Consider the following 19,750-nt stretch of genomic DNA (forward strand, 5'->3'; position numbering starts at 1 on the left):
CGTCGGATCGAACCCGAGATGGGGGAAGCTACGCGTCACGGCCGCTCACTTCTTCCCGTCGGTCTTCAGCGAGTTGGCCAGCTGCAGATCCGCGTCGGCGAACGTCTTGCCGATCTGGTCGATCATGTGAACGGCGTTGTCGGCGTGCTGGCCTATCTGCGATATGCCGTAATGCCAGTCGTCGGCGAAGTCGTGCACGTCGTCGATGAGTTTCGGGGCGCCGACGGATTCACCGTTGGCGTTGCCCATCGTGCGGCTGACGCCGTCCATGCGGTTGGCGATGGTGGAGAACGTCTTTCTCAGGTCTCCCATCACCGTCCCGTTGAGTTGCAGGTCCCCCATGAAGAATCAGTCCTTTCCCGGCATTCACGAACGCATCGTCAACCCGCGGCGGAGTCTTTGGCCCTACTCTATGGGGCGTCCCCGCGGCAGCCCCACGCTCCGGTCGTCACGGTCCTGCGACAGCTCGGCCCCAAGCCCTCGCGCGCCGTGCCCGCCCTCGCGACCTGCTGGTAACTTGCGGTTCGCTGGATCCACTTCGTACTTGGGGGAACACAGATGCGTTGCCGTAGCCGTACGTACACAGCAACAGGGATCGCCGCGGCCGCGGTGGCCGCCGCGCTCACGCTGAGCGGGTGCAGCAGTGACAGCGGAGGTCAGAGCGCGAAGTCGCCGAGCGCCGGCGCACCGGCGACCGGCAGCACGCCCAGCTCGGCCGCGCCCGCGACCGCACCGACCTCGACGGCCAGTGGCGACACCTCGCACGGCATCGAAGGGGTGTGGCTGGCCACTCAGGACGGCACGAAGGTCCAGCTCGTCCTCGGCAAGGGCCACGCCGGGCTCACCAGCACCAGCCTGTGCGGCGGGTCCTACACCGACAAGAACGGCATCGGCCTCACCCTGACCTGCATGGACGGCAACAAGCAGCGCACGTCCGGGCACGGCACCCTGGCCTCCGACGGCAACACGCTGACCGTCCAGTGGTCCGGCGGGCTGACCGACACGTTCTCCCGCACGGGACTGCCCAGCAACTGAGATCCGGCGGACCCCTCGAGGGCGCTCCCTGGAGCCGCTGCCGAGTCGGCGCAGTCCGGCCGACGCGCGGTGCCCGACCTGCCCGCGTTCCGGGCCGAGACGTCGACGGGCCGGACCGCCGGTCGCCCGTCGCGGGAATGTCCCCCAGCAGGTGCCCGACCTGGCGCGACCTCAGTCCGCCAGTGGCACGGTCACCGTCTTCGGCTCGCCGTCGCCCAGGTGCAGCAGGGCGCGGCCGGGCGTGACCTGACCGCCGACGCTGCTGCGGCTGAGCCGAGTGCCGATGAGGTCGCCGCTCATCGTCTGCTGGGGCGAGAGCAGCACACCGCGGCGGGCCTTCTTGGCGTCGACCTGCCAGCCGGAGAAGCCGGAGCAGATGTCCTCCTCGCCACCCGCGATGACGACGGCCCGGCCGTGGTCGGTGCCGCGCGCGATGATCTCCTTGAGCACGTCACGGGCGTCGCAGTCCTTGAGCAGCTCCGCGTCGTCGACCAGGACCACCAGCCGGCTGCCCTCCGCCTCCTCCAGCGCCTTGGACAGTTCGTCCGCCGGTATGTCGCTGTCGGTGAAGGTGCGGACGACGCCGGGAGCGCCGGCGAGTTCACGCAAGGGCGAGGGCCGCGGGGCGGCGATCACCATCTTGACGCCCTGGTTCTGGTAGCTGCGCGCCATGGCCATCAGCAGGGTGGAGCGGCCGGACTTGCCCGGGCCCCCGATGATGAACGCCGGCAGGCCGTCCGACAGGTCGGGGCCGTAGCCGGTGAGCTCGTCGCCGCCGACGCCGACCAGCGCCCACAGCGGGTTCCGCGCCGCGTCGGGGTCGCGCATCTCCCAGGCGTCGGCGAACGACAGCCGGGACGGCAGCACGTCCACCCGGAACGGACGGCGGGAGCGCGGCAGGTCCGCGTCCCGTGCCGCGGCGGCCTCGCCGATCGCGGTGAGCGCCGCGGCCTGGCCCTGCCCGGTGGCGTCGCCGCTGAGCATGGCGACCTGGAGCTCGATCGCGGACTCAGAGCGGTAGGCGCGGCCGGGCTGGATCTCCTCGGGAACCTTGCGCGGGTTGACGGCGATCAGCGAGAAGTCGCCGCGGTCCGCGAGCCGGAACGCGATCTTGTCCTCGGTGAGCGTGGAGATGCGGCCGGCCATCAGCGTCCGGTCGCCGGTGATGATCAGGTGGATGCCGACCGACGCGCCCTCGCGCAGGAACGTGAACACCTCGTCGGTGAGTGCGCCGTGGTCCAGCTCGCCGAGTGAGGGGGTGAAGCCCTCCCAGCGGTCGAGCAGGATCACGATGTGCGGCAGCCGTTCCTCCGCCGTACCGGCGGCGGCGCGCTGTTCGCCGATGTCCGCGAACCCGTCGGCGGCCAGCAGCTCCTGGCGGCGCGTCATCTCCGCCTTGAGGCGGCCGATCAGGCGGATCGCCCGCTCGGACTGCGAACGGCCGACCACCGCACCGCAGTGCGGCAGCTTGGTCAGGGCGTTCAGTGCGCCGTTGCCGCAGTCGATGCCGTAGAGGTGGAGGTCCGCGGTGGACAGCGTGCGGGCCAGCGAGCCGGCGATGGTGCGCAGCAGTTGTGAGCGGCCCGAACGCGGTGCGCCCGCGGCCAGTAGGTGGCCGAAGGTGTGGAAGTCGACGGCGACCGGCCTGCGGGACTGCAGCGCCGGCAGGTCCTCGACGCCGTAGGGGGCCGGGGGCAGCGAGCCCTGGGGGATCGGCAGCGGCAGTTCGTCGAGGAGGATCGCGTCCGGCAGCGCGGGGAGCCACGGGCTGTGCTGGGCGGGGATGCCCATGCGCTCGTTGGCCGCGCAGATCGCCTCGACCAGCACCTTCAGGTCGGTGATCTCGTCGTCCTCACCCTTGGCGCCCGCCGGGCGCTGCGGGGCACTCCGGCCGAGTTGCGACCAGTCGACGACGCTCACCCAGGGCGCCACCGCGACGTTCTCGACCGCCCCGGGGCGCCGGCCGCCGACGCGGCCGGACTGGAACGGCACGAGCGAGGTGGCGCCGAGCCGCACATAGGCGCGGCCGGGCGTGGACTTGGAGATGTTGCCGGCGTCGGGGGCGTCGATGACGTCCGAGGACTCGCTGCCGTCGGTGACGCGCAACGCGATGCGCAGATTGGTGTTGGCCCGGATCTCCGGCGAGACCACGCCGCTCGGGCGCTGCGTCGCCAGGATGAGGTGGATGCCCAGGGAACGGCCTCGCTGGGCGATGTTGACCAGACCGGTGACGAAGTCGGGGAGTTCACGGACCATCGAGGCGAACTCGTCGATGACGATCAGCAGCCGCGGCATCGGATTGAGATCCGGCTGCCGCTTGAGCAGGTCCGTGTAGTCCTCGATGTCCTTGGCCCCCGCCTCGGCCAGGATGTGCTCGCGGCGCTTCAGCTCGGCGCCGAGGGACTCCAGGGCACGTTCGACGAGATGGGCGTCGAGGTCGGTGACCATGCCGACGGTGTGCGGGAGCTGCACGCAGTCCTTGAACGCCGAACCGCCCTTGTAGTCGACGAGCACGAAGGTCATCGCTTCGGGGGTGTTCGCGACCGCCAGCGAGGCCACGATGGTCTGCAGCAGCTCCGACTTGCCCGAACCGGTGGTTCCCGCGATGAGGCCGTGCGGGCCGTCCTTGCGGATGTCTATCGCGAACGGGCCGTCGTAGGACTCGCCGACCACGGCCTGGGTGGAGATCGGGCTCATCCGCCAGCGGGCCGTGATGGCGTCCTCGGTCGGCGGTTCGAGCTGGAGGACGTCGAGCAGCCGGCTGGCCGCGGGGATCGCGGAATCCTCGGCGTCGCCGCTGATGTCGCGGATCGGGGACAGGCAGCGGGCCAGCCGGGCGCACCACGCGGGCGACACCAGATCGGGGCGCACCTTGCGGATGCGGGCGGCGCCGGCCTGCTCCACCCGCAGCCGGAAGGCGCCGAACGCGGGCTCCACCGGAACCGCCTGGGCCTGCTGGGAGCCGGCGTACCAGGCGTTGATCGAGGGGAATCCGCCCTGCGGACCGCTGTTGACGCTCGCCTGCGCCACCGACGCGACCTGCGCGGGCTCGGCGACCGCGGCCTCGAACTCGGCGATGACCACCGCCTGGCACTCGCCGGGCAGGAACCGCTCCTCGGAGTCCAGGCAGATCATGAACATCCCGACGCCCGGGCCCTCGCGCAGCAGTTGCACCACGCCGGGCATGGCCCGCAGGCGGCGTGAGCCGTCGAGGACCACGATGATGTCGGGGTCCTTGAAGAAGGCCGCGTGGTTGGCGGCGCTGCCCGCCTTGGCCTTGGCCTTCTGCCGTCCGTCCAGGATCGAGCCGAGCTCGGCGATACGCGCCGCCACCGTCTCGGCGTCGGTGCCCATCAGGCTGCTGGCGTCCTGGCCGTCGGTGGGCCGGGCGTGCGGCAGCCAGCGCACCCAGTCCCAGCTGTCCCGGCCCGACTGCTCGGTGAGGACGTAGAACTGCACGTCCATCGGGCTGCTGAGAGCGGCGGCCTGCGCCACCGCCCAACGGCCCATCGCCCGGGCGCCGTCACCCGGGGCGGCGAAACCGATCACGCCCAGGCGGCGCAACTCCACGGCGACCGGGGCGTCGTCGATCTCCCAGGTGACCTTGCGCCGGTGCTCCTCCTGCTCCGGGTCGTCGAGGACGACCTCGGACGGCAGCTTGGCGGTCCCGACGCGGATCAGCAGATGGTCCGCGTCGCCGCGCCGCCGCTCCCAGAGGCGGGTGCGCGGACCCGTCGCGGTGTTGAGCACCGTCGCTGGATCGGGTGATGCCGCAGCACGGTCGCTGCGCTCGAGTTCGAGGGCGGTGTGGGCGTCCTGCTCGATCCGGTCCTTGCGCTCGCGGTACTCGGTGACCGTCTTGGCGAAGGACTTGCGGCCGTTCTTCTTGTCCAGGAAGTAGTTGCCGACCATGACCATCGGGCTGACGACCGCCATGATCAGGTACGTCATGCGGTGCATCATGAACGCCATCGTGACGGCCATGACCAGCGGCATGAGCGCCATCAGCCACGGCAGGGGCCGGGCGTTGGGCTCCTTCGGGGGGCTCGGCAGCCGGAAGAGCGTGGTGCGCTCCGGCGGGGACAGCCGCGGCGGCCGGTTGTACTCGTAGGTCGCCCCGTCCTCGCCCGGGTGCAGAGCGGCGTTCGGCGGGATATAGGGGCCGAGCTCCAGGAGGCTGTTGCCCAGAGCGAGTTGACCGCCGAGCGGCCACTCCTTCGTCTCGGCACCGACCGTCACCTGGCAGGTGCCGCCCATGCCGACGGTCAGGACCGCCGCGCGATCGGCGAGTTCGGAGTCGTCGATGCGGATCCTCGCCGAGGGCCCGCGCCCTATCTCCACCTTGCCGATGTCCAGTCGGTGCACGCCGCCGGCGTCCGGGCCGCCGGCGACGCGGAGTTCCACCACACCGGCCGGCTCGCCCGGCAGACAGCCGGCCGGGTCGTACAGACTGACCACCGCGCCCTCGCGCAGCGGCGACTGGGCCACCGACCAACCGGGGTCGACCGCGTAGCCGTCCACATACACCGCGGGAGCGCCGGGCATACGCGAGGCGCCGCCGGCGATGGAGATGATCTCGGCGCCGCCCCCGCCCACTTTCTGCCCGAGCTCGCGCGCCACATCGGCGACGGTCGAGGCCGGATCGGTGTCGACCACTACATCGGCGCGGTCCCCGCCGAGCGGGTCGACCACGGTCAACGACAGACGCACGGCGTTCCTCGTTCCCCCGGGAATCGGCTTGGTTATCAAGGACGATAACGGCAACAGACGCCTCACGGGACGGCAGGTGCTACGCCTGTGGATAACTTGCGCGGGTTTATCCACAGGGCGAGATCGAGGCTGGACACAGGCCCGGTCGGGGATGGCACAGTGGTGTCGAAGCCGGACCAAAGAGGGGTGGGCGGGGCGGGAGTTGCAGCACGCAGCGTGAGATGGCCATGCCATCTCTGCCGTTCCGTTCTGTTGCAAGGCTGTGAGTCGCTTGTCACGGGATGTGCCTTGAGGGTGTTTCGAGGGCGCTGATAGCGTGCGGTGACTTGACATCGGCTTTGCGGGACGTCGCCGGACTGGAGCGCGACGATCTCTCCCCACGCAACCGATCTCGACAAGCAACACGCCGGCTCGACGGGGGCAGTGACGTGAAGACCAGGGAACGATCCGCTGCGGGCGGCGGTGGCAGCCGCCGTGCGGTTCCTGCGCCGGCGATGGGTGCGCCGGTGGGCGGAGAGCGGCTGCCGATGGCGCCGCGTGAGCGCAAGCCCGCGCTCGCCGCACTGGCCGTACTGCTCATTCTCGTGGGCGCTCTGGGCGCCACCGTCATGGTGATGCGCGCGGGCAACAAGATCGAGGTCGTCGAGATCAAGGCGAACGTCGCCGCCGGGCAGCCCATCCCCGCGTCGGCCATCGAGGACGTGGAGATCTCCGACGTCAGCGGCATCCAGTTCATCCGCTGGGGCCAGCGCGGCGACCTCGCCCAGCACTACACGGCCGCGACCAACCTGGTCCCCGGCACGCTGCTCACCCTGCCGATGATCACCAAGGGAACCGGTGGCCTGGCCCCCGGCAAGTCCATCGTCGGACTGTCCCTGAAGGACGGTCAGTTCCCGCACGGTCTGAAGGCCGGTGACACCGTCGCCGCCTACCGCGTGGGCAACGACGTCTCCAAGAGCAGCTCCGGCAGCGGTTCCGGAAGCGGCTCCAGCGGCAGCGGCGACTCCCTCGGCACCGACACCACGCGGATCAGCGAGAACGTCATCGTGCAGGAAGTCGTGGGCTCCTCCGGCGACTTCAGCTCGGGTGACACGTCGGTGAAGGTGCTCGTCGACTCCACCGTCGCCGGCCCGCTGACGATCGCGGCCGCCGCCGGCGACGTCGCCCTGGTACTGGTCTCCGGCAAGAACTGAACGAGCGGGCGCAGACGTCATGGCACTGATCACGATCGCCGCCGACAAGGGCTCACCGGGCGTCACCACGACCGCAGTCGCACTGGCCGCCGTATGGCCCCGGCGCGTCCTGCTAGCCGAGGCCGACCCGGCGGGCGGCGACCTCGTCTACCGCGCGCGAGCCGCTCACGGCGGCGTGCTCGACCCCAACTCCGGCATGCTCTCACTGGCCGCCACCGCCCGACGCGGCCTGGCCGCCGAGCAGTTGTGGGACCACGCCCAGCCGCTCACCGGCGGGCTCGACGTCCTGGTGGGGCTGGGCAGCGCCGAGCAGGCCGCCGGTCTGACGGGCCTGTGGCCGATGCTCGGGCAGGCGTTCGCCACGCTCGCCGAGTCGCCCAACGGCGCCGCCGACGTCATCGCGGACTGCGGCCGGGTCGGCGCCGACTCACCCACCATGGACCTGTTCGCGCACTCCTCGCTCCTGCTGCTGGTCTCCCGTACCGAGCCGGAGAACCTCGCCCGCGTGCGCGACCGCGCCGGAGCCCTGTCGGCCAAGCTGCACGGCTCCCAGCGGGGCGCCGCCGCAGCCCTCGGCCAGCCGCCGATCGGCATCCTGCTCATCGCCGACCCCGGCCACAGCGCCCGGATCGCCGCCCAGGTCAACGACATGCTGGTGGCGTCGCAGATCTCCGCCCGGGTCGTCGGCACCATCGCCCACGACCCCGCCGGCGCCGAGATGCTCAACAGCCGCCGCCGCGGGCGCCTCGACAAGTCGCTGCTGATCCGCTCGGCCCGCCAGATCACCGCCGACGTGCCCCAGAGGTACGGGGTCTTCCGATGAGCGAGGTGGACCACCAGCTCGTCAAGCGCTTCCGTCAGGAAGCGGGCGACCGCATCGCCGAGCAGCGGCGGCTGGACCAGGCGGCCAACCGCATGGCGATGTCGGCCGAGGACGAGCGGCACTTCGCGCGGGCGATCATCGCCCAGATCCTTGAGGAGTACGCGCGCGCCGAGATCACCATCGGGCGCACCCCGCCGGACGCCCAGGCCGAGGAGGCGTACGCCGCCGCGGTGCACGCCGCGCTGTTCGGCGTCGGCCGGCTGCAGCCGCTGCTGGACGACCCCGAGGTCGAGAACATCGACATCAACGGCTGCGACCAGGTCTTCGTCGGCTACTCCGACGGCCGTGAACTCCAGGTGGAGCCGGTCGCCGAGACCGACGAGGAACTGGTCGAGCTGATCCAGGTGCTCGGCGCCTACTCCGGTCTCTCGTCGCGGCCGTTCGACTCCGCCAACCCGCAGCTCGACCTGCGGCTGCCGGACGGCTCGCGTCTGTCCGCGGTCATGGACGTCACGCGCCGTCCCGCGCTGTCCATCCGCCGCGCGCGCCTCGGCAAGGTCTTCCTCACCGACCTCGTCGGCAACTACACGCTCACGCCCGAGCTGGGATCCTTCCTCTCCTCCTGCGTCCTGGCCAGGAAGAACGTGATGATCGCCGGCGCCACCAACGCGGGCAAGACCACGCTGCTGCGGGCCTTGGCCAACGTCATCCCGGCGCACGAGCGGCTGATCACCGTCGAGCGCGCCCTGGAACTCGGCCTGGACCAGTTCCCCGAACTCCACCCCAACGTGGTGGCGTTCGAGGAACGGCTGCCCAACTCCGAGGGGCTGGGCGCGATCTCCATGGCCGAACTCGTCCGCCGCTCCCTGCGTATGAACCCCTCACGGGTCATCGTCGGTGAGGTCCTCGGCGACGAGATCGTGACCATGCTCAACGCCATGTCCCAGGGCAACGACGGTTCGCTCTCCACGATCCACGCCAACAGCTCCGCCGAGGTGTTCAACCGCATCTCCACCTACGCCCTGCAGGCCCGGGAGCGCCTGCCGGTCGAGGCGTCCCAGATGCTGGTGGCGGGAGCGATCGACTTCGTCGTGTTCGTCCAGCGGCGCAACGACTTCCAGCGCGGCGGCACCCTGCGCCGCGTCGTGACCTCCGTCCGTGAGGTCAACGGCGTCGACGGACGCGTCCTTTCCAGCGAGGTCTTCGCCGAGGGGCCGGACGGCGTGGCCATGCCGCACGCGCCGATCTCCTGCCTCGAGGAACTCCTCGCCAACGGCTACCAGCCCACGGGGGTGTGGCGGTGATGACCGGGGTCTTCTCCATGTCCGTGATGTACGGACTGCTCGCGGGGGCGGTGGCCGGCGGCGGAATCGCCCTGTTCATCGTCGCCATCCGCGGCTGGGCACCCAAGGCTCCCCAGGCCGGGCAGACGTCCGGGGACAAGACGGCCGAGTTCGTCCGGTTCCTGTCCCAGCGCGGATCCATCGCCATCGTCTCGGGGCTCGCGGTCCTCGGGCTCACCCGGTGGGTCGTGCTCGGCGTCGCCACCGCGGTCCTCGTCTTCACCTGGGACCGGCTGTTCGGCGGCGCGGCCGAGGAGCGCGCGGCGATGAAGCGCGTGGAAGCGCTCGCCGCTTGGACGGAGTCGCTGCGCGACACCATCGCCGGCGCGGTCGGCCTCGAACAGGCCATCCCCGCCTCGGCCCGGGCCGCGGCGCCCGCGCTGCGCGTCCACCTGGACTCGCTGGTCGACCGGCTGCGGTCCCGTACGCCGCTGCCCGACGCACTCCAGCACCTGGCCGACGAGATCAACGACGCCTCGGCGGACATCATCATCGCCGCGCTGATCCTCAACGCCAAGCTGCGCGGGCCGGGCCTGCGGGAGGTGCTCGGCGCCCTCGCCAAGTCCGCCCGTGAGGAAGTGGACATGCGGCAGCGCGTCATGGCCCAGCGGGCCAGCACCCGGCGCAGCGTGCAGATCGTCGTCATCGTCTCGGTGGTGTTCGTCCTCGGCCTGGCCATCTTCAACCGCGGCTTCGTACAGCCCTACGGCACCGCGATCGGCCAGCTCGTCCTCACCGTCGTCTGCGGGCTGTTCGCCGCCGGGTTCTGGTGGCTGCGCAGCCTGTCGAAGATCGAGACGCCGGACCGGTTCCTGGTCCACGCCCCCGAGCGGCTGGCCCAGCAGCACTTCACGCCCGGTGTCTTCGTGCCGGGACAGGCCGGACAGCCGGGCCAGGCGCAGTCGCTGCCGGGCTACGGCGCTCCGGGCCAGGCCGTTCCCGGTCACGGTGCCCCGGGCCACGGCATGCCAGGACAGCAGGTGCCGGGCCACCAGGCCGTGCCGGGACAGGGAGCGGGCCGATGAACGCGATCTTCCTCGCCTGCGTGGTCGGCGGACTTGTCGGCCTCGGCGTCTTCGCCCTGGTCAGGGCCCTCATGCCGGGCCGGCGCAGCGCCGTCTCGACGGTCGCGCAGATCGACGCGATGCGGGCGGCGTCGCCGTCCGCGGGTTCGGTCGGCGCCGCACCGGCCGAGGGTTTCAGAGGCCGGCTCGGCCAGCGCATCGCGGCGTTCTACCTGCAGCAGGGGTGGGAACTGCGGTCACTGCGCGCGGACCTGGCGGTGCTCGACCGGAGCTGGGAAGGCTTCCTGGCCACCAAGATCATGCTCGCGGCCGCCGGTGTGGTCTTCGGGCCGTTCCTCTTCGCGGTGGCCTGGGAGATCGGCTTCGGCGCCAACCCGGTCATACCGGTGTGGCTGGCCCTCATCTGCGGTGGCGTGTTCTTCCTGCTACCGGACCTGGAGGTCCGTCGGGACGCCGCCGACAAGCGCAAGGACCTCCGCCGGGTGATCGGCGCCTACCTCGACCTGGTCTCCATGAACCTGGCCGGTGGACGGGGTCTGCCCGAAGCACTCATGGCCGCCGCCGAAGTCAGCGACGGCTGGGCCCTGATGCGTATCCGCAACGCCCTCACCGACGCCCGGATCACCGGCACCAGCCAGTGGGTCGCGCTCGGACGCCTCGGCGACGAACTCGGGGTCGAGGAACTCCAGGACCTCTCCGTCACCCTCGGCCTGGTCGCCGACGACGGCGCGAAGGTCCGGGAGTCCCTGGCCTCGCGCGCCGAGACGATGCGTCACCGCGAACTCGCCGAGATCGAGGGTTCGGCGGGCGAGAAGTCCCAGTCGATGCTCGTCGCCCAGCTCCTGCTGTGTGCGGGCTTCCTCGTCTTCCTGATCTTCCCCGCAGCGATGCGTGTGTTCCAGGTCTGACCATCCCGGTCACCGATTGCCGAGCTCCGAGCCGAGAGGACTTCACCCATGAACATGAATCGTCTGCAGATCAGTAATCCGCCCCTCGAGTTCATGATCATCTACCTTCGAGGGCGCGTCGACCGTCTCCGCAAGGGCGACATGTCCCGCGGCGCCTCCGCCGTCGAGTGGGTCGTCATCTCCGCGATCGTCGTCGGCATCGTGGCCTTCGTCGGCTTCACGATCAAGAACGCGCTCAAGGACAAGTCGACCAAGGTCGGCAACTGCATCTCCAGCTCCAACGGCGACTCGTCCGACTGCTGATCGCCCCCGGGGGAAACCGCACATGAAGCGAACGACCGACGTGCTGCACCACGCCGTACGCCGCAGGCTGCACGCCGCCCGCGGCGACAGCGGCGTGGGCAGCCGCCCGGGCCGGGGCGCGGCCCCGGACGCCATGGGCCGCCGTGCCTACGGCGACCGCGGCATGAGCGCCATCGAGTTCGTCTTCCTCACCCCCGTGCTGTTCTTCATGATCTTCGCGACCGTCCAGTTCGGCCTGTACTTCTTCGCCGACCACGTGGCGCAGGCCGCCGCGCAGGCCGGCGCCCGGAAGGCGCGCGCCGAAGCGGACGCGGACCCGGGCGGCTGGCAGGCCAAAGCCACCTCCACCGCCCAGAGTTACATCGACCAGCTCGGTCCCAACCTCCTCGACGGCCGGTCCGTCAAGCCGTTGCAGCCGGACGCCGCGACGGTCGGGATACGGGTCACGGCGAGGGTGCCCACGATCTTCCCCGGGATGCACTTCAGCGTGCACGAGGAGTCGCAGGGCCCGGTCGAACGCTTCGTACCGGACAACGGGGGCTGAGACCGATGGCTGCAGCGGGGGCTGAGGCAAGGGTGAGGACGCGGTACGCGCGGTGGCTCGACGCACTGCGCGGTGACGGGCTTCATGGTGACGTCGTCCTGGGCGGGGACGCGCGACGCGGCGACCACGGCATCTCCACCATCGAGGTGGTGGTTCTCGCGCCGATCATGATCCTCTTCATCCTGGTACTGGTCGCCTTCGGCCAGCTCGTCGACGGCCGCGGCGCCGTGGACGGCGCGGCCCGGGACGCGGCGCGTGCCGGATCCCTGCAGCGCGACCAGGGCAGCGCGATGCAGCAGGCCCGCGCCGCCGCGGAAGCGGACCTCGACGGCACCTGCGTCTCCGGCACCCTGGAGATCCACCAGCTCAGCGGCGACTTCGCGCCCGGCAGCCTCTACACCCTCCGGATCACCTGCCAGATCCGCGGACTCGCCTCCCTCGGCCTGGACATCCGCAAGACCATCACCTCCCAGGGCTCCGCGCCGCTCGACCCGTACCGCAGGGCGGTGAGCTGATGCCGGCCGCCGCGACCACCCGCCGGACTCCCGCACGCTGCTCCGGCATGCCCCGCCTGCGCGACCGCACCTGTTCCCGCCGGTCTGCCCGCACCTTGCCCCGCCTGCGTGCCCGCACCTTGCCCCGCCTGCGTGCCCGCACCTTGCCCCGCCTGCGTGCCCGCACCCTGGCACGGCTGCGCGACGACCGCGGATCCGGCGCCGCCGCCGTCCTCATCTTCGCCGTCGTCTTCATGGCGCTCGCCGCCTTCGTCGTCGACGGCGGCCTGTCCATCTCCAAGCGCGAGCGTGCCGCGGACATCGCCGAGCAGGCCGCCCGGTACGCCGCGCAGGACATCGACATCGAGGCGCTGCGCAACGCGCCGGCCGGCACCCAGCCCGTCATCAACGACGGCGACTGCGACGCCCGCGTCAAGGCGTTCGCGCAGCAGTCCGGACTCGACCAGAACGACGTCGCCGGCTCCGGATGCACCGTCGCCCTCGCCGACCGGGTCGAGGTCACCATCCAGTTGACGTACCGGCCGGTGCTCACCGGCTTCTTCTACGACCACGACATCGTCGTCCACGGGACGGCCGCGGCCGAGTCCGTGACCGGCCCCGCGAACTGACCGACCACCGAAGACCAGCGCAGACAGCTGTAGTCACCCAACGGCAGAGGAAGCAGCCATGGCACGCACGACCGCCACGGGACGTAACGGAGCACAGCCGGGAGCAGCGGCCGGCCGGCCGCCGCGCGGGCGCCGTACGTTCGGCGACTTCGTCCGGGCCTTCGGCGCGTTCCTCGCGCTGGCGGTCCTGGTCGTCGGCGTACCCGGCGCGCTGCTCTACTTCATCGGCTCGCCGCTGCCCCACCACGTCAACGCCGACCTGGTGAACCAGCCGATCACCTCGCGGACGTTCCTCAACACGCTGGCCGTCGTGGTGTGGCTGGCCTGGGCGCAGTTCACCGCGTGCGTCCTGGTCGAGGCGAAGGCCGCGGTCTCCGGCGTGGGCATGCCGCACCGGGTGCCCGGCTCCGGCCCCAGCCAGCTCCTGGCCCGCCAACTGGTCGCGGCCCTGCTGCTGGTGGGTGTCAGCACCGCCGGTCTGGTCCCCGGCCTGTCGGGCCTGGGCCAGCATCACCAGGCGGAGAGCCAGGCCCGGCCCGGCGTCGCCGCCACCGCCCAGCAGACCCCCGGACAGCAGCAGGCCCGCCCGGCCAGCGCCGCCGTTCCGCACCAGCAGGCCTCGCAGAACACGGCCGCCGCGTCCCAGGGCGCCGGCCGGTCCACGCAGCAGGCCACGAAGTTCTACCGGATCCACCCGCCGGAGGGCCGTCACCACGACTCGCTGTGGGAGATCGCGCAGCGCCACCTCGGCGACGGCCGCCGCTACAAGGAGATCTACGAGCTCAACAAGGACCGCGTGCAGCCCGACGGCTCGCGGCTCTCGCAGGCCAGCCTGATCCGGCCCGGCTGGGTCATGGAGATGCCGGCCGATGCCCACGGCGGCGACCTCGTCGAGATGCCGGTCGCGTCCCCGCACGTCGCGTCCGACGTGCAGCACTACGCCCAGCACGGCGGTGCCAAGGACACCACCGCCGAGGGCGCGCACGCCGCCGTGCAGACGCCCGCGGAGGCGGGCGGCGCCGGAGGCGCGGGCGGCGGTACGGGTTCCGGCGGGGGGTCCGGTTCCGGCGGCGGGGGCGGCCAGCACGCCGCCCCGCAGGCCGAGACCGCGCCCGCCGCGCACGCCGAGACGCCCGTCTCCGCCGCGTTCACCGACATCGTCTCCGCCGGCACCCACGGCTTCGGGCTGTCCGAGGCGCTGATCGGCGCCCCGCTGCTGGCCGCGGGCCTGCTCGCCGCGCTCGGCCGCCGACGCCGCACCGCCCTGTGGCAGTCCGTCACCGCCGGGGGCCTGCGCACCCCGCGCACTCCCTCCGGCCCGCAGGCCGACGCGGCCGACGCGCTGCGCGTGGGCGCCGACCCGAACGCCGTCGCCTTCCTCGACCGGGCGCTGCGCTCGCTGTCCGCGCGCCTGGACGCCGAGGGCCGCAAGCTCCCGACCGTCTACGCCGCCTGGCTCACCGACGAGGCCCTGCACCTCCAGCTCGCCTGGCCCGAGGGCCAGCCGCCCGCGCCGTGGACGCTCGGCCAGGACCAGACGTTCTGGCAGCTCAACCGCGTCGACCTCAACGAGGATGACGACGCTTCGGCCTCCGCGCCCTACCCAGGGCTGGTCGCCCTGGGCACGCTCGACGGGGCCCGGCTGCTGCTCAACCTCGAAGCGGTGCCCGGAATCGTCTCGCTGGCCGGCGCCCGCGAGGACCGCGAGGCCGTCCTGGCGTCCGTCGCCGCCGAACTGGCCACCAACGGCTGGTCGGACCGGATGACCGTCACCCTCGTCGGCTTCGCCGAGGACCTCACCGCGCTCGCCCCGACCCGGGTACGGCACCTCGCCGACGTGCCCGAGGTCATCGAGACGATGTCCGCCGAGACCGCGCAGCGCGCCGGCGCGCTGCGCAACGCAGGCCAGGACAGCGTGCTCACCGGCCGCACCGGGCGCGCCCAGCACACGCAGTGGGCCCCGCACCTGGTGCTGCTCGCCGCCGAACCGACCGAGGAGGAGGCCGAGCGGCTGGCCGCACTGGCCTCCGACGCCGGCCGCCTGGGCATCGGCTACCTCGTCGCCTCCGGCCGGACCGACCTGCCCGGCGCCGCCTGGGAGCTCGAAGTCACCTCCGGCGGACGGCTGCTGGCCCCGCTGCTCGGTCTCGACCTGGAGGCGCAGATGCTGCCCACCGCCCAGTACCAGGCTGTGCTGCGGCTGTTCGACGAGGCGGGCGGCGAGGACGGCGGCCCCGGCCCGGACGCCCCGCCGTTCCTGGTCGACCTCACCGACCAGGGCCGCCCCGGCGTGTACGCCCGGCTGCTCGGCCCGTTCGAGGTCATCGGAATCGAGGCGCCGGCGGCCGAGCGCAGCCAGCTGCTGCACGAGGCGCTCGCGCTGCTCCTGCTCCACCGCGAAGGCGTGCACCCGCGCGTCCTGGCCTCCGCCCTGTGGCCGCGCGGCGTGACGGAGGACGTGCGCGACGCCCTGGTTGAACGCCTGCGCGACTGGCTCGGCACCGACCCCGGTGGCGCGGCCCGGCTGTCCTTCGACAGCACCGGCCGGATCGTGCTGGCCACGTCCGTGGTCTCCGACTGGGACGTGCTGCAGACCCTCCACCACGAGGCCACCGAGGGCCGGGCCGCGTCCGACCCCTCGGCGCGCCGCCGACTGCTCACCGACGCCCTGTCGCTGGCGCGCGGGCGGCTGCTCGAAGACCGGTTGCCCGGCCGCTACGGCTGGCTCAGCCACGAGATCGTCGACGCGCAGCACCCCGTGCTGGTCGCCGAGATCGCCCTGGCGCTCAGCTCGCTGCACCTCGACGCCAACAAGCCCAAGGCGGCGGTGGCCGCTATCGAGACGGGCCTGGCCGTGTCGCCCGACGACGAACGGCTCTGGCTCGAACTCCTCCGCGCCACGCACGCCATCGGCGATCCGGCGCGCCTCGACGCGGCCGCACAGTCGCTGATCGCCCGCAGCCACGCGGTGAGCGGCCCCAGCCGGGGGCTGCCGCCGCGGGTCGAGGCACTGCTGGACGAACTGCTGCCGGCGTGGCGGGGGAGCGTCGCCAACTGACGTCAGAGCGGTGGCCCATCGGCTGGGCCCTTCGACGGAGGTGTGCGCGGTGGCGGCGTGCGTCGCCGTCGCGCCTCCCGGACTACCCGATGGGCTGGCATATGCCGGTGCGGCCGTAACCTCCGCGGCCGGCATGGCCGTTGTCAGGTTGTGCGAAACGATGACGGGTGGAACGGCGAGGCGGCCGGGTCCACCGGCCGGAGGAACGGCGGACGGCGGAGCAGCCGTTGGCCGCAGGGCAACGCTCAGAGCGCCGAGCCCCGGAGCGCTGAGGTTCCATGGGCGGAGGTTCACCGTCCGGCGGACCGGTGCGCGGCGGCGGCGGTGACGCGATGACCGACCTGACGGTGACGGACGACGTGCTCGCCGACGCGGAACGGCTGCTCTCCCGGCTCCACTCCGAGTTCGGCGGGATCGACCACCACCGCGACGAACTGCGGCACATCTGGGGCTCGGGGGACGTCGCCGGTGCGATGGGCTCCTTCGTGGACAACTGGTCCTGGTACCGCAAGAAGCTGCTCGGCAGCATCGAGGCGGTGGGCGGACTGGTCGGTTCGGCCCGTGAGACCTTCCGGGAGACCGACCGGCACCTGGCGAGGACCGGGTGAGCGGGCACCGCCGCCCGCGGCCGCGCGACTGGCACCCGCTCGCCGACTCCGACCCCGTGCCCGGCGACCCCGACGCGATCCTCGACGAGGTCGGCCACATGCGGCAGGTCGCCTCGATGCTCCGGCAGGAGGCGAAGGACCTCCGGATGATCGGCCGGGGGGAAGGCCTGAAGGGCCGCTATGCCGACACGCTGCGGCACGGCGCGGACGGCCTGGAGGTCCATCTGCGGGAGACCGCCGAGCGCTACGAGCGGGTCCACGGCCATCTGACCGACTGGGCGACCGCGTTGGAGGGCCTGCAGTCGGAGGCCGACCGCATTCTGCGCAACGCCCAGGCGGTGGCGGAGGTCGACCCGTCGGTTCGGGGGCAGGGCCACGACCACTCCGCGGCTGACGAGGACCCGTTGGCGGGCCACCGCACCTCGCTGGCCAAGGTCGCTGCCCACCGCGACGAGCGCGCCGCACACTTCGCGGCCCTCATCCGTCACGAGATCGACGACAAGATCAAGGACAGCTCCTGGGAGTGGTTCAAGGAGGCGGTCGACGACTGGAGCGGGGACATCGCGCTCGTGGTCGACGTGATGAGCTGGACCGCGTCGGTCATCGCCCTGGTCGCGATCGCCACGACGCCGGCCGGATGGGTGGCCGGGCTGGCCATCTGGCTGTCGGTCGGTGTGCTCACCGGGCATCTGATGCTCGCCGCGGCGGGCGACGGTTCGTGGGCGGACATCGCCATGGACATCTTCGGCCTGCTCACGATGCAGGTCGGGACGCTCGCCCTGAACCAGTTGCGCAACGTCCGCACCGCCACGAAGGTCGCGGCTCAGTTGGCCGCCGAGGAGCAGGCCGCGGCCAACTCGGCCCGGGCGACACAGGCGATCCGCGACCGTGCGTCGTCCGTCGTCAACCGCCGCGGCGCCACCCGGGCGGAGCGGGCCAAGGCCCGCCATGACCGGAACATTGCGCGGGCCGCGAACCGCCGTGCCGGGGCCGAGGCGGCGGCCGAGGAGGCGGCGACGCCGATGCCGGAGTCCACCCGGTGGGAGGCCGCCCGCCTGGGCGGCGAGAAGGAATCGATGAACATGCACAAGGACATCCTGCGGATGCGGCGTACTTATCCGGGCCACAGCGGAGTGCAGAGCGCGAGCGTGGGTGCGGAGGCTCACATGCGGAAGTTCCAGGCCATGTGGACCGCCTCTAGCGTTGTCGACGTCGGCGATAAGTTCTTCGGGTCCAGCGACCTATTTTCGAAGAAGCCGACCCTAGGCGCATACGACCATGCGAAGGGTCGCCTGACGAGGGAGGTCGGCAGCTCGTGGTGAATCCAGACCGTCCCGTGTCGGACCTATTGGGCCCCGCGTATACGCTCAAGGACGCCCAAGTGGATCGCCTTATCCAACTCGTGCGTCTGGGAGGGGTCCTGCCGCCACTGGCAGCCATTGCAGTGCTGGTGATCTTACGTGTCACCGGGGGCGGCCCCGGGCAACTTGCGCTGTGCGTGGGTGCTTCAGTACTCATCGGTCAGGCGATGGTCTGGCGGGCGATGATTGGGCTCCGAGGGTCGAATGCGTGGGTAACTGGAGTCTGTTTTCCACTGGTGACTGGGGGCGTGCTCTCGTCGCAGGCCATCTTTCTGACCGGGGTTCCGGCCCTGATGCCGATCCCGTTGCTAGCCCCGCTCCTCGGCCTCATCGCCAAATGGCGTTTCAGGCGCCGCGAGCAGTTCGGGGCGGTCCGGTGAACGCGACGGTGGCGCCGAGTACGTACAGCCTGCTGCTCCCACCCGGGTGGGTACGGATCCCTCTGCGCAGCGGCACGCGCCTCGCTCTGGACGAGCAGGTGTTCCGGGGGATCGAGGAGATCCCCGCCGACGTGCCGCGGGACCAGGGTGTGGCCTACCGCCTGCATGTGCGGCGCAAGGTGGACCGCATGGTCGAGGAGGCGCGGCGGACGGGTGGGCTGGACCTCTACGTACCGGCCCGGGTGCGCAGCCGCGTCCTCATGGCCTCCTCGTTCCTGGTCTCGGAGATCGTGCGGCACGACGGAGAGGCGGAGTCCGGGCCGGAGGCCGTAGCCGTGTTGGCGCGGCTGGCCGACGACCGCAGGGCGGGGGAGCCGGGCGAACTGCGGCTGGCCGGCAACGCGATGGCGGTGCGCTGGGAGTACGTGACAGACCCCGACGGCGAGGTCGACACCCGCTGCCGGCACGTCGACTACGTGCTCCCGGTGCCCGGCAATGGCACCCGCTGGCTGGCGGTGAGCCATTCGACGGCCGGGGACGGCGATCCCGCCAGCGACTTCACCCGGGCCCTCTCCGATCTCTTCGACGCGGTCATGACGACCTTTCAGTGGGCCTGACGACCGCCTGACCGCGGCACCACGGGACCGCGTGACCCCGGCCGCTCGCCTGACAGCCCGGCCGGTCGAAGCCCGGGCCTGAACCGGACCACCCGGTCAGGCCCGGGCCCTCAGCCCCGCCTTCTTCGCGCGGTTCCCGCAGATGTCCATCGAGCACCACCGCCGCGTGCCCGGGCGCGAGTGGTCGAGGAAGAGCGCGCCGCACGTCGGGGAGGCGCAGGGCCGTACCCGGGTGAGCAGCGCGGGGGAGGTGGCGAGGTCAAGGGCGTCGCGCGCGACGAGCGACATCAGGGCTGCCAGCGGTGATTCCGCGCTCATCGCGACCGTTCCGGACGGCGTGAGCCGGGGGACGGGGACCGGGGCCGCGGCCGCGTCGTTGAGCCGGCGGCGGGCCGCCGGGCCCACCCGGTCGCCGGACATCGCCGCCGCCACCAGTGCGTACACCGCCTCCCGCAGGGCCCGCGCCTCGCGGACCTGCGCCACGTCGAGCGGCGGGACGGACGGCTCCGTGCCGGCTGCGGTTCCGAACTGCCGTACCCAGTCCGCCAGTGCCGCCGGATCGGCCAGCTCCTCCGTCTCCGCGGGCGTGCCCCGGTAACGCAGCGTGCGGATGAAGTCCAGGCACAGCCGGCCCGCCCCCTCGCGGAAGCGATCGGGCCGTTCCGCGGTTGGCACGGGGGCCGGTGCTGATACCGGTGCCGGTGCTGCGGTGTCCGTCA

Annotated in this window: 17 protein-coding genes; 14 read left to right on the plus strand and 3 right to left on the minus strand. The window is 72.0% G+C overall.

The annotated features are described in order from the left end of the window. Positions 1-45 precede the first annotated feature (45 nt). Positions 46-342 carry a hypothetical protein gene (locus tag K7862_RS03345; protein WP_222960412.1) on the minus strand — a complete coding sequence of 99 codons (297 nt, stop codon included), beginning with the start codon at positions 340-342 and terminating at the stop codon, positions 46-48. A gap of 216 nt (positions 343-558) precedes the next feature. Here K7862_RS03345 and K7862_RS03350 point away from each other — a divergent pair, with 216 nt between their 5' ends. Next, positions 559-1,035, plus strand: a complete 477-nt coding sequence (locus K7862_RS03350; protein WP_222960413.1) for a hypothetical protein — start codon at positions 559-561, stop codon at positions 1,033-1,035. 171 nt (positions 1,036-1,206) lie between these two features. Here the strand turns inward: K7862_RS03350 and K7862_RS03355 are convergent, their stop codons facing one another. Continuing rightward, positions 1,207-5,745, minus strand: a complete 4,539-nt coding sequence (locus tag K7862_RS03355) for an FtsK/SpoIIIE domain-containing protein (RefSeq protein ID WP_222960415.1) — start codon at positions 5,743-5,745, stop codon at positions 1,207-1,209. Positions 5,746-6,272: 527 nt separating this feature from the next. Between K7862_RS03355 and K7862_RS03360 the strand changes: the two genes are divergently transcribed. The 13 genes from K7862_RS03360 to K7862_RS03420 all read left to right on the plus strand — a co-directional run bounded on the left by K7862_RS03360 (position 6,273) and on the right by K7862_RS03420 (position 19,031). Continuing rightward, positions 6,273-6,938, plus strand: coding sequence for a hypothetical protein (locus tag K7862_RS03360; protein WP_262412607.1), 666 nt, complete (start codon positions 6,273-6,275; stop codon positions 6,936-6,938). A gap of 19 nt (positions 6,939-6,957) precedes the next feature. Then, positions 6,958-7,761, plus strand: coding sequence for a MinD/ParA family ATP-binding protein (locus tag K7862_RS03365; RefSeq protein WP_222960421.1), 804 nt, complete (start codon positions 6,958-6,960; stop codon positions 7,759-7,761). Next, complete coding sequence (locus K7862_RS03370; RefSeq protein ID WP_222960422.1) at positions 7,758-9,065, plus strand: TadA family conjugal transfer-associated ATPase; 1,308 nt, start codon at positions 7,758-7,760, stop codon at positions 9,063-9,065. The genes K7862_RS03365 and K7862_RS03370 overlap by 4 nt, the downstream gene beginning before the upstream one ends. Then, entirely contained in the window at positions 9,065-10,129 is a 1,065-nt protein-coding gene (locus K7862_RS03375; protein ID WP_222960430.1) for a type II secretion system F family protein, read from the plus strand. Before K7862_RS03370 ends, K7862_RS03375 begins: the two co-directional genes overlap by 1 nt. Beyond that, on the plus strand, positions 10,126-11,037 hold the full coding sequence (locus tag K7862_RS03380; RefSeq protein WP_222960433.1) for a type II secretion system F family protein: 912 nt from the start codon (positions 10,126-10,128) through the stop codon (positions 11,035-11,037). The genes K7862_RS03375 and K7862_RS03380 overlap by 4 nt, the downstream gene beginning before the upstream one ends. Positions 11,038-11,085: 48 nt before the next feature. Continuing rightward, on the plus strand, positions 11,086-11,340 hold the full coding sequence (locus K7862_RS03385; protein ID WP_222960434.1) for a Flp family type IVb pilin: 255 nt from the start codon (positions 11,086-11,088) through the stop codon (positions 11,338-11,340). A gap of 133 nt (positions 11,341-11,473) precedes the next feature. After that, entirely contained in the window at positions 11,474-11,884 is a 411-nt protein-coding gene (locus K7862_RS03390; RefSeq protein WP_222960860.1) for a TadE family protein, read from the plus strand. 65 nt (positions 11,885-11,949) lie between these two features. Further along, entirely contained in the window at positions 11,950-12,399 is a 450-nt protein-coding gene (locus K7862_RS03395; protein ID WP_372461497.1) for a TadE/TadG family type IV pilus assembly protein, read from the plus strand. Between the two features lie 143 nt (positions 12,400-12,542). Further along, a complete protein-coding gene (locus tag K7862_RS03400; RefSeq protein WP_262412608.1) occupies positions 12,543-13,007 on the plus strand; it encodes a TadE/TadG family type IV pilus assembly protein in 465 nt (154 codons plus the stop codon). 58 nt (positions 13,008-13,065) lie between these two features. Then, entirely contained in the window at positions 13,066-16,065 is a 3,000-nt protein-coding gene (locus tag K7862_RS03405; protein WP_222960441.1) for a BTAD domain-containing putative transcriptional regulator, read from the plus strand. A gap of 332 nt (positions 16,066-16,397) precedes the next feature. Continuing rightward, entirely contained in the window at positions 16,398-16,673 is a 276-nt protein-coding gene (locus K7862_RS03410) for a hypothetical protein (RefSeq protein WP_222960443.1), read from the plus strand. Then, positions 16,670-17,995: a hypothetical protein gene (locus K7862_RS03415; RefSeq protein ID WP_222960445.1), complete on the plus strand. Its 1,326-nt coding sequence runs from the start codon at positions 16,670-16,672 to the stop codon at positions 17,993-17,995. Before K7862_RS03410 ends, K7862_RS03415 begins: the two co-directional genes overlap by 4 nt. Before the next feature lie 415 nt (positions 17,996-18,410). Further along, positions 18,411-19,031: a hypothetical protein gene (locus tag K7862_RS03420; RefSeq protein WP_222960447.1), complete on the plus strand. Its 621-nt coding sequence runs from the start codon at positions 18,411-18,413 to the stop codon at positions 19,029-19,031. A gap of 96 nt (positions 19,032-19,127) precedes the next feature. Here the strand turns inward: K7862_RS03420 and K7862_RS03425 are convergent, their stop codons facing one another. Then, a complete protein-coding gene (locus K7862_RS03425) occupies positions 19,128-19,706 on the minus strand; it encodes a CGNR zinc finger domain-containing protein (RefSeq protein WP_308011824.1) in 579 nt (192 codons plus the stop codon). Positions 19,707-19,750 lie beyond the last annotated feature (44 nt).

It is taken from the genome of Actinacidiphila acidipaludis (genome assembly GCF_019890725.1).
GTDB lineage: Bacteria > Actinomycetota > Actinomycetes > Streptomycetales > Streptomycetaceae > Actinacidiphila > Actinacidiphila acidipaludis.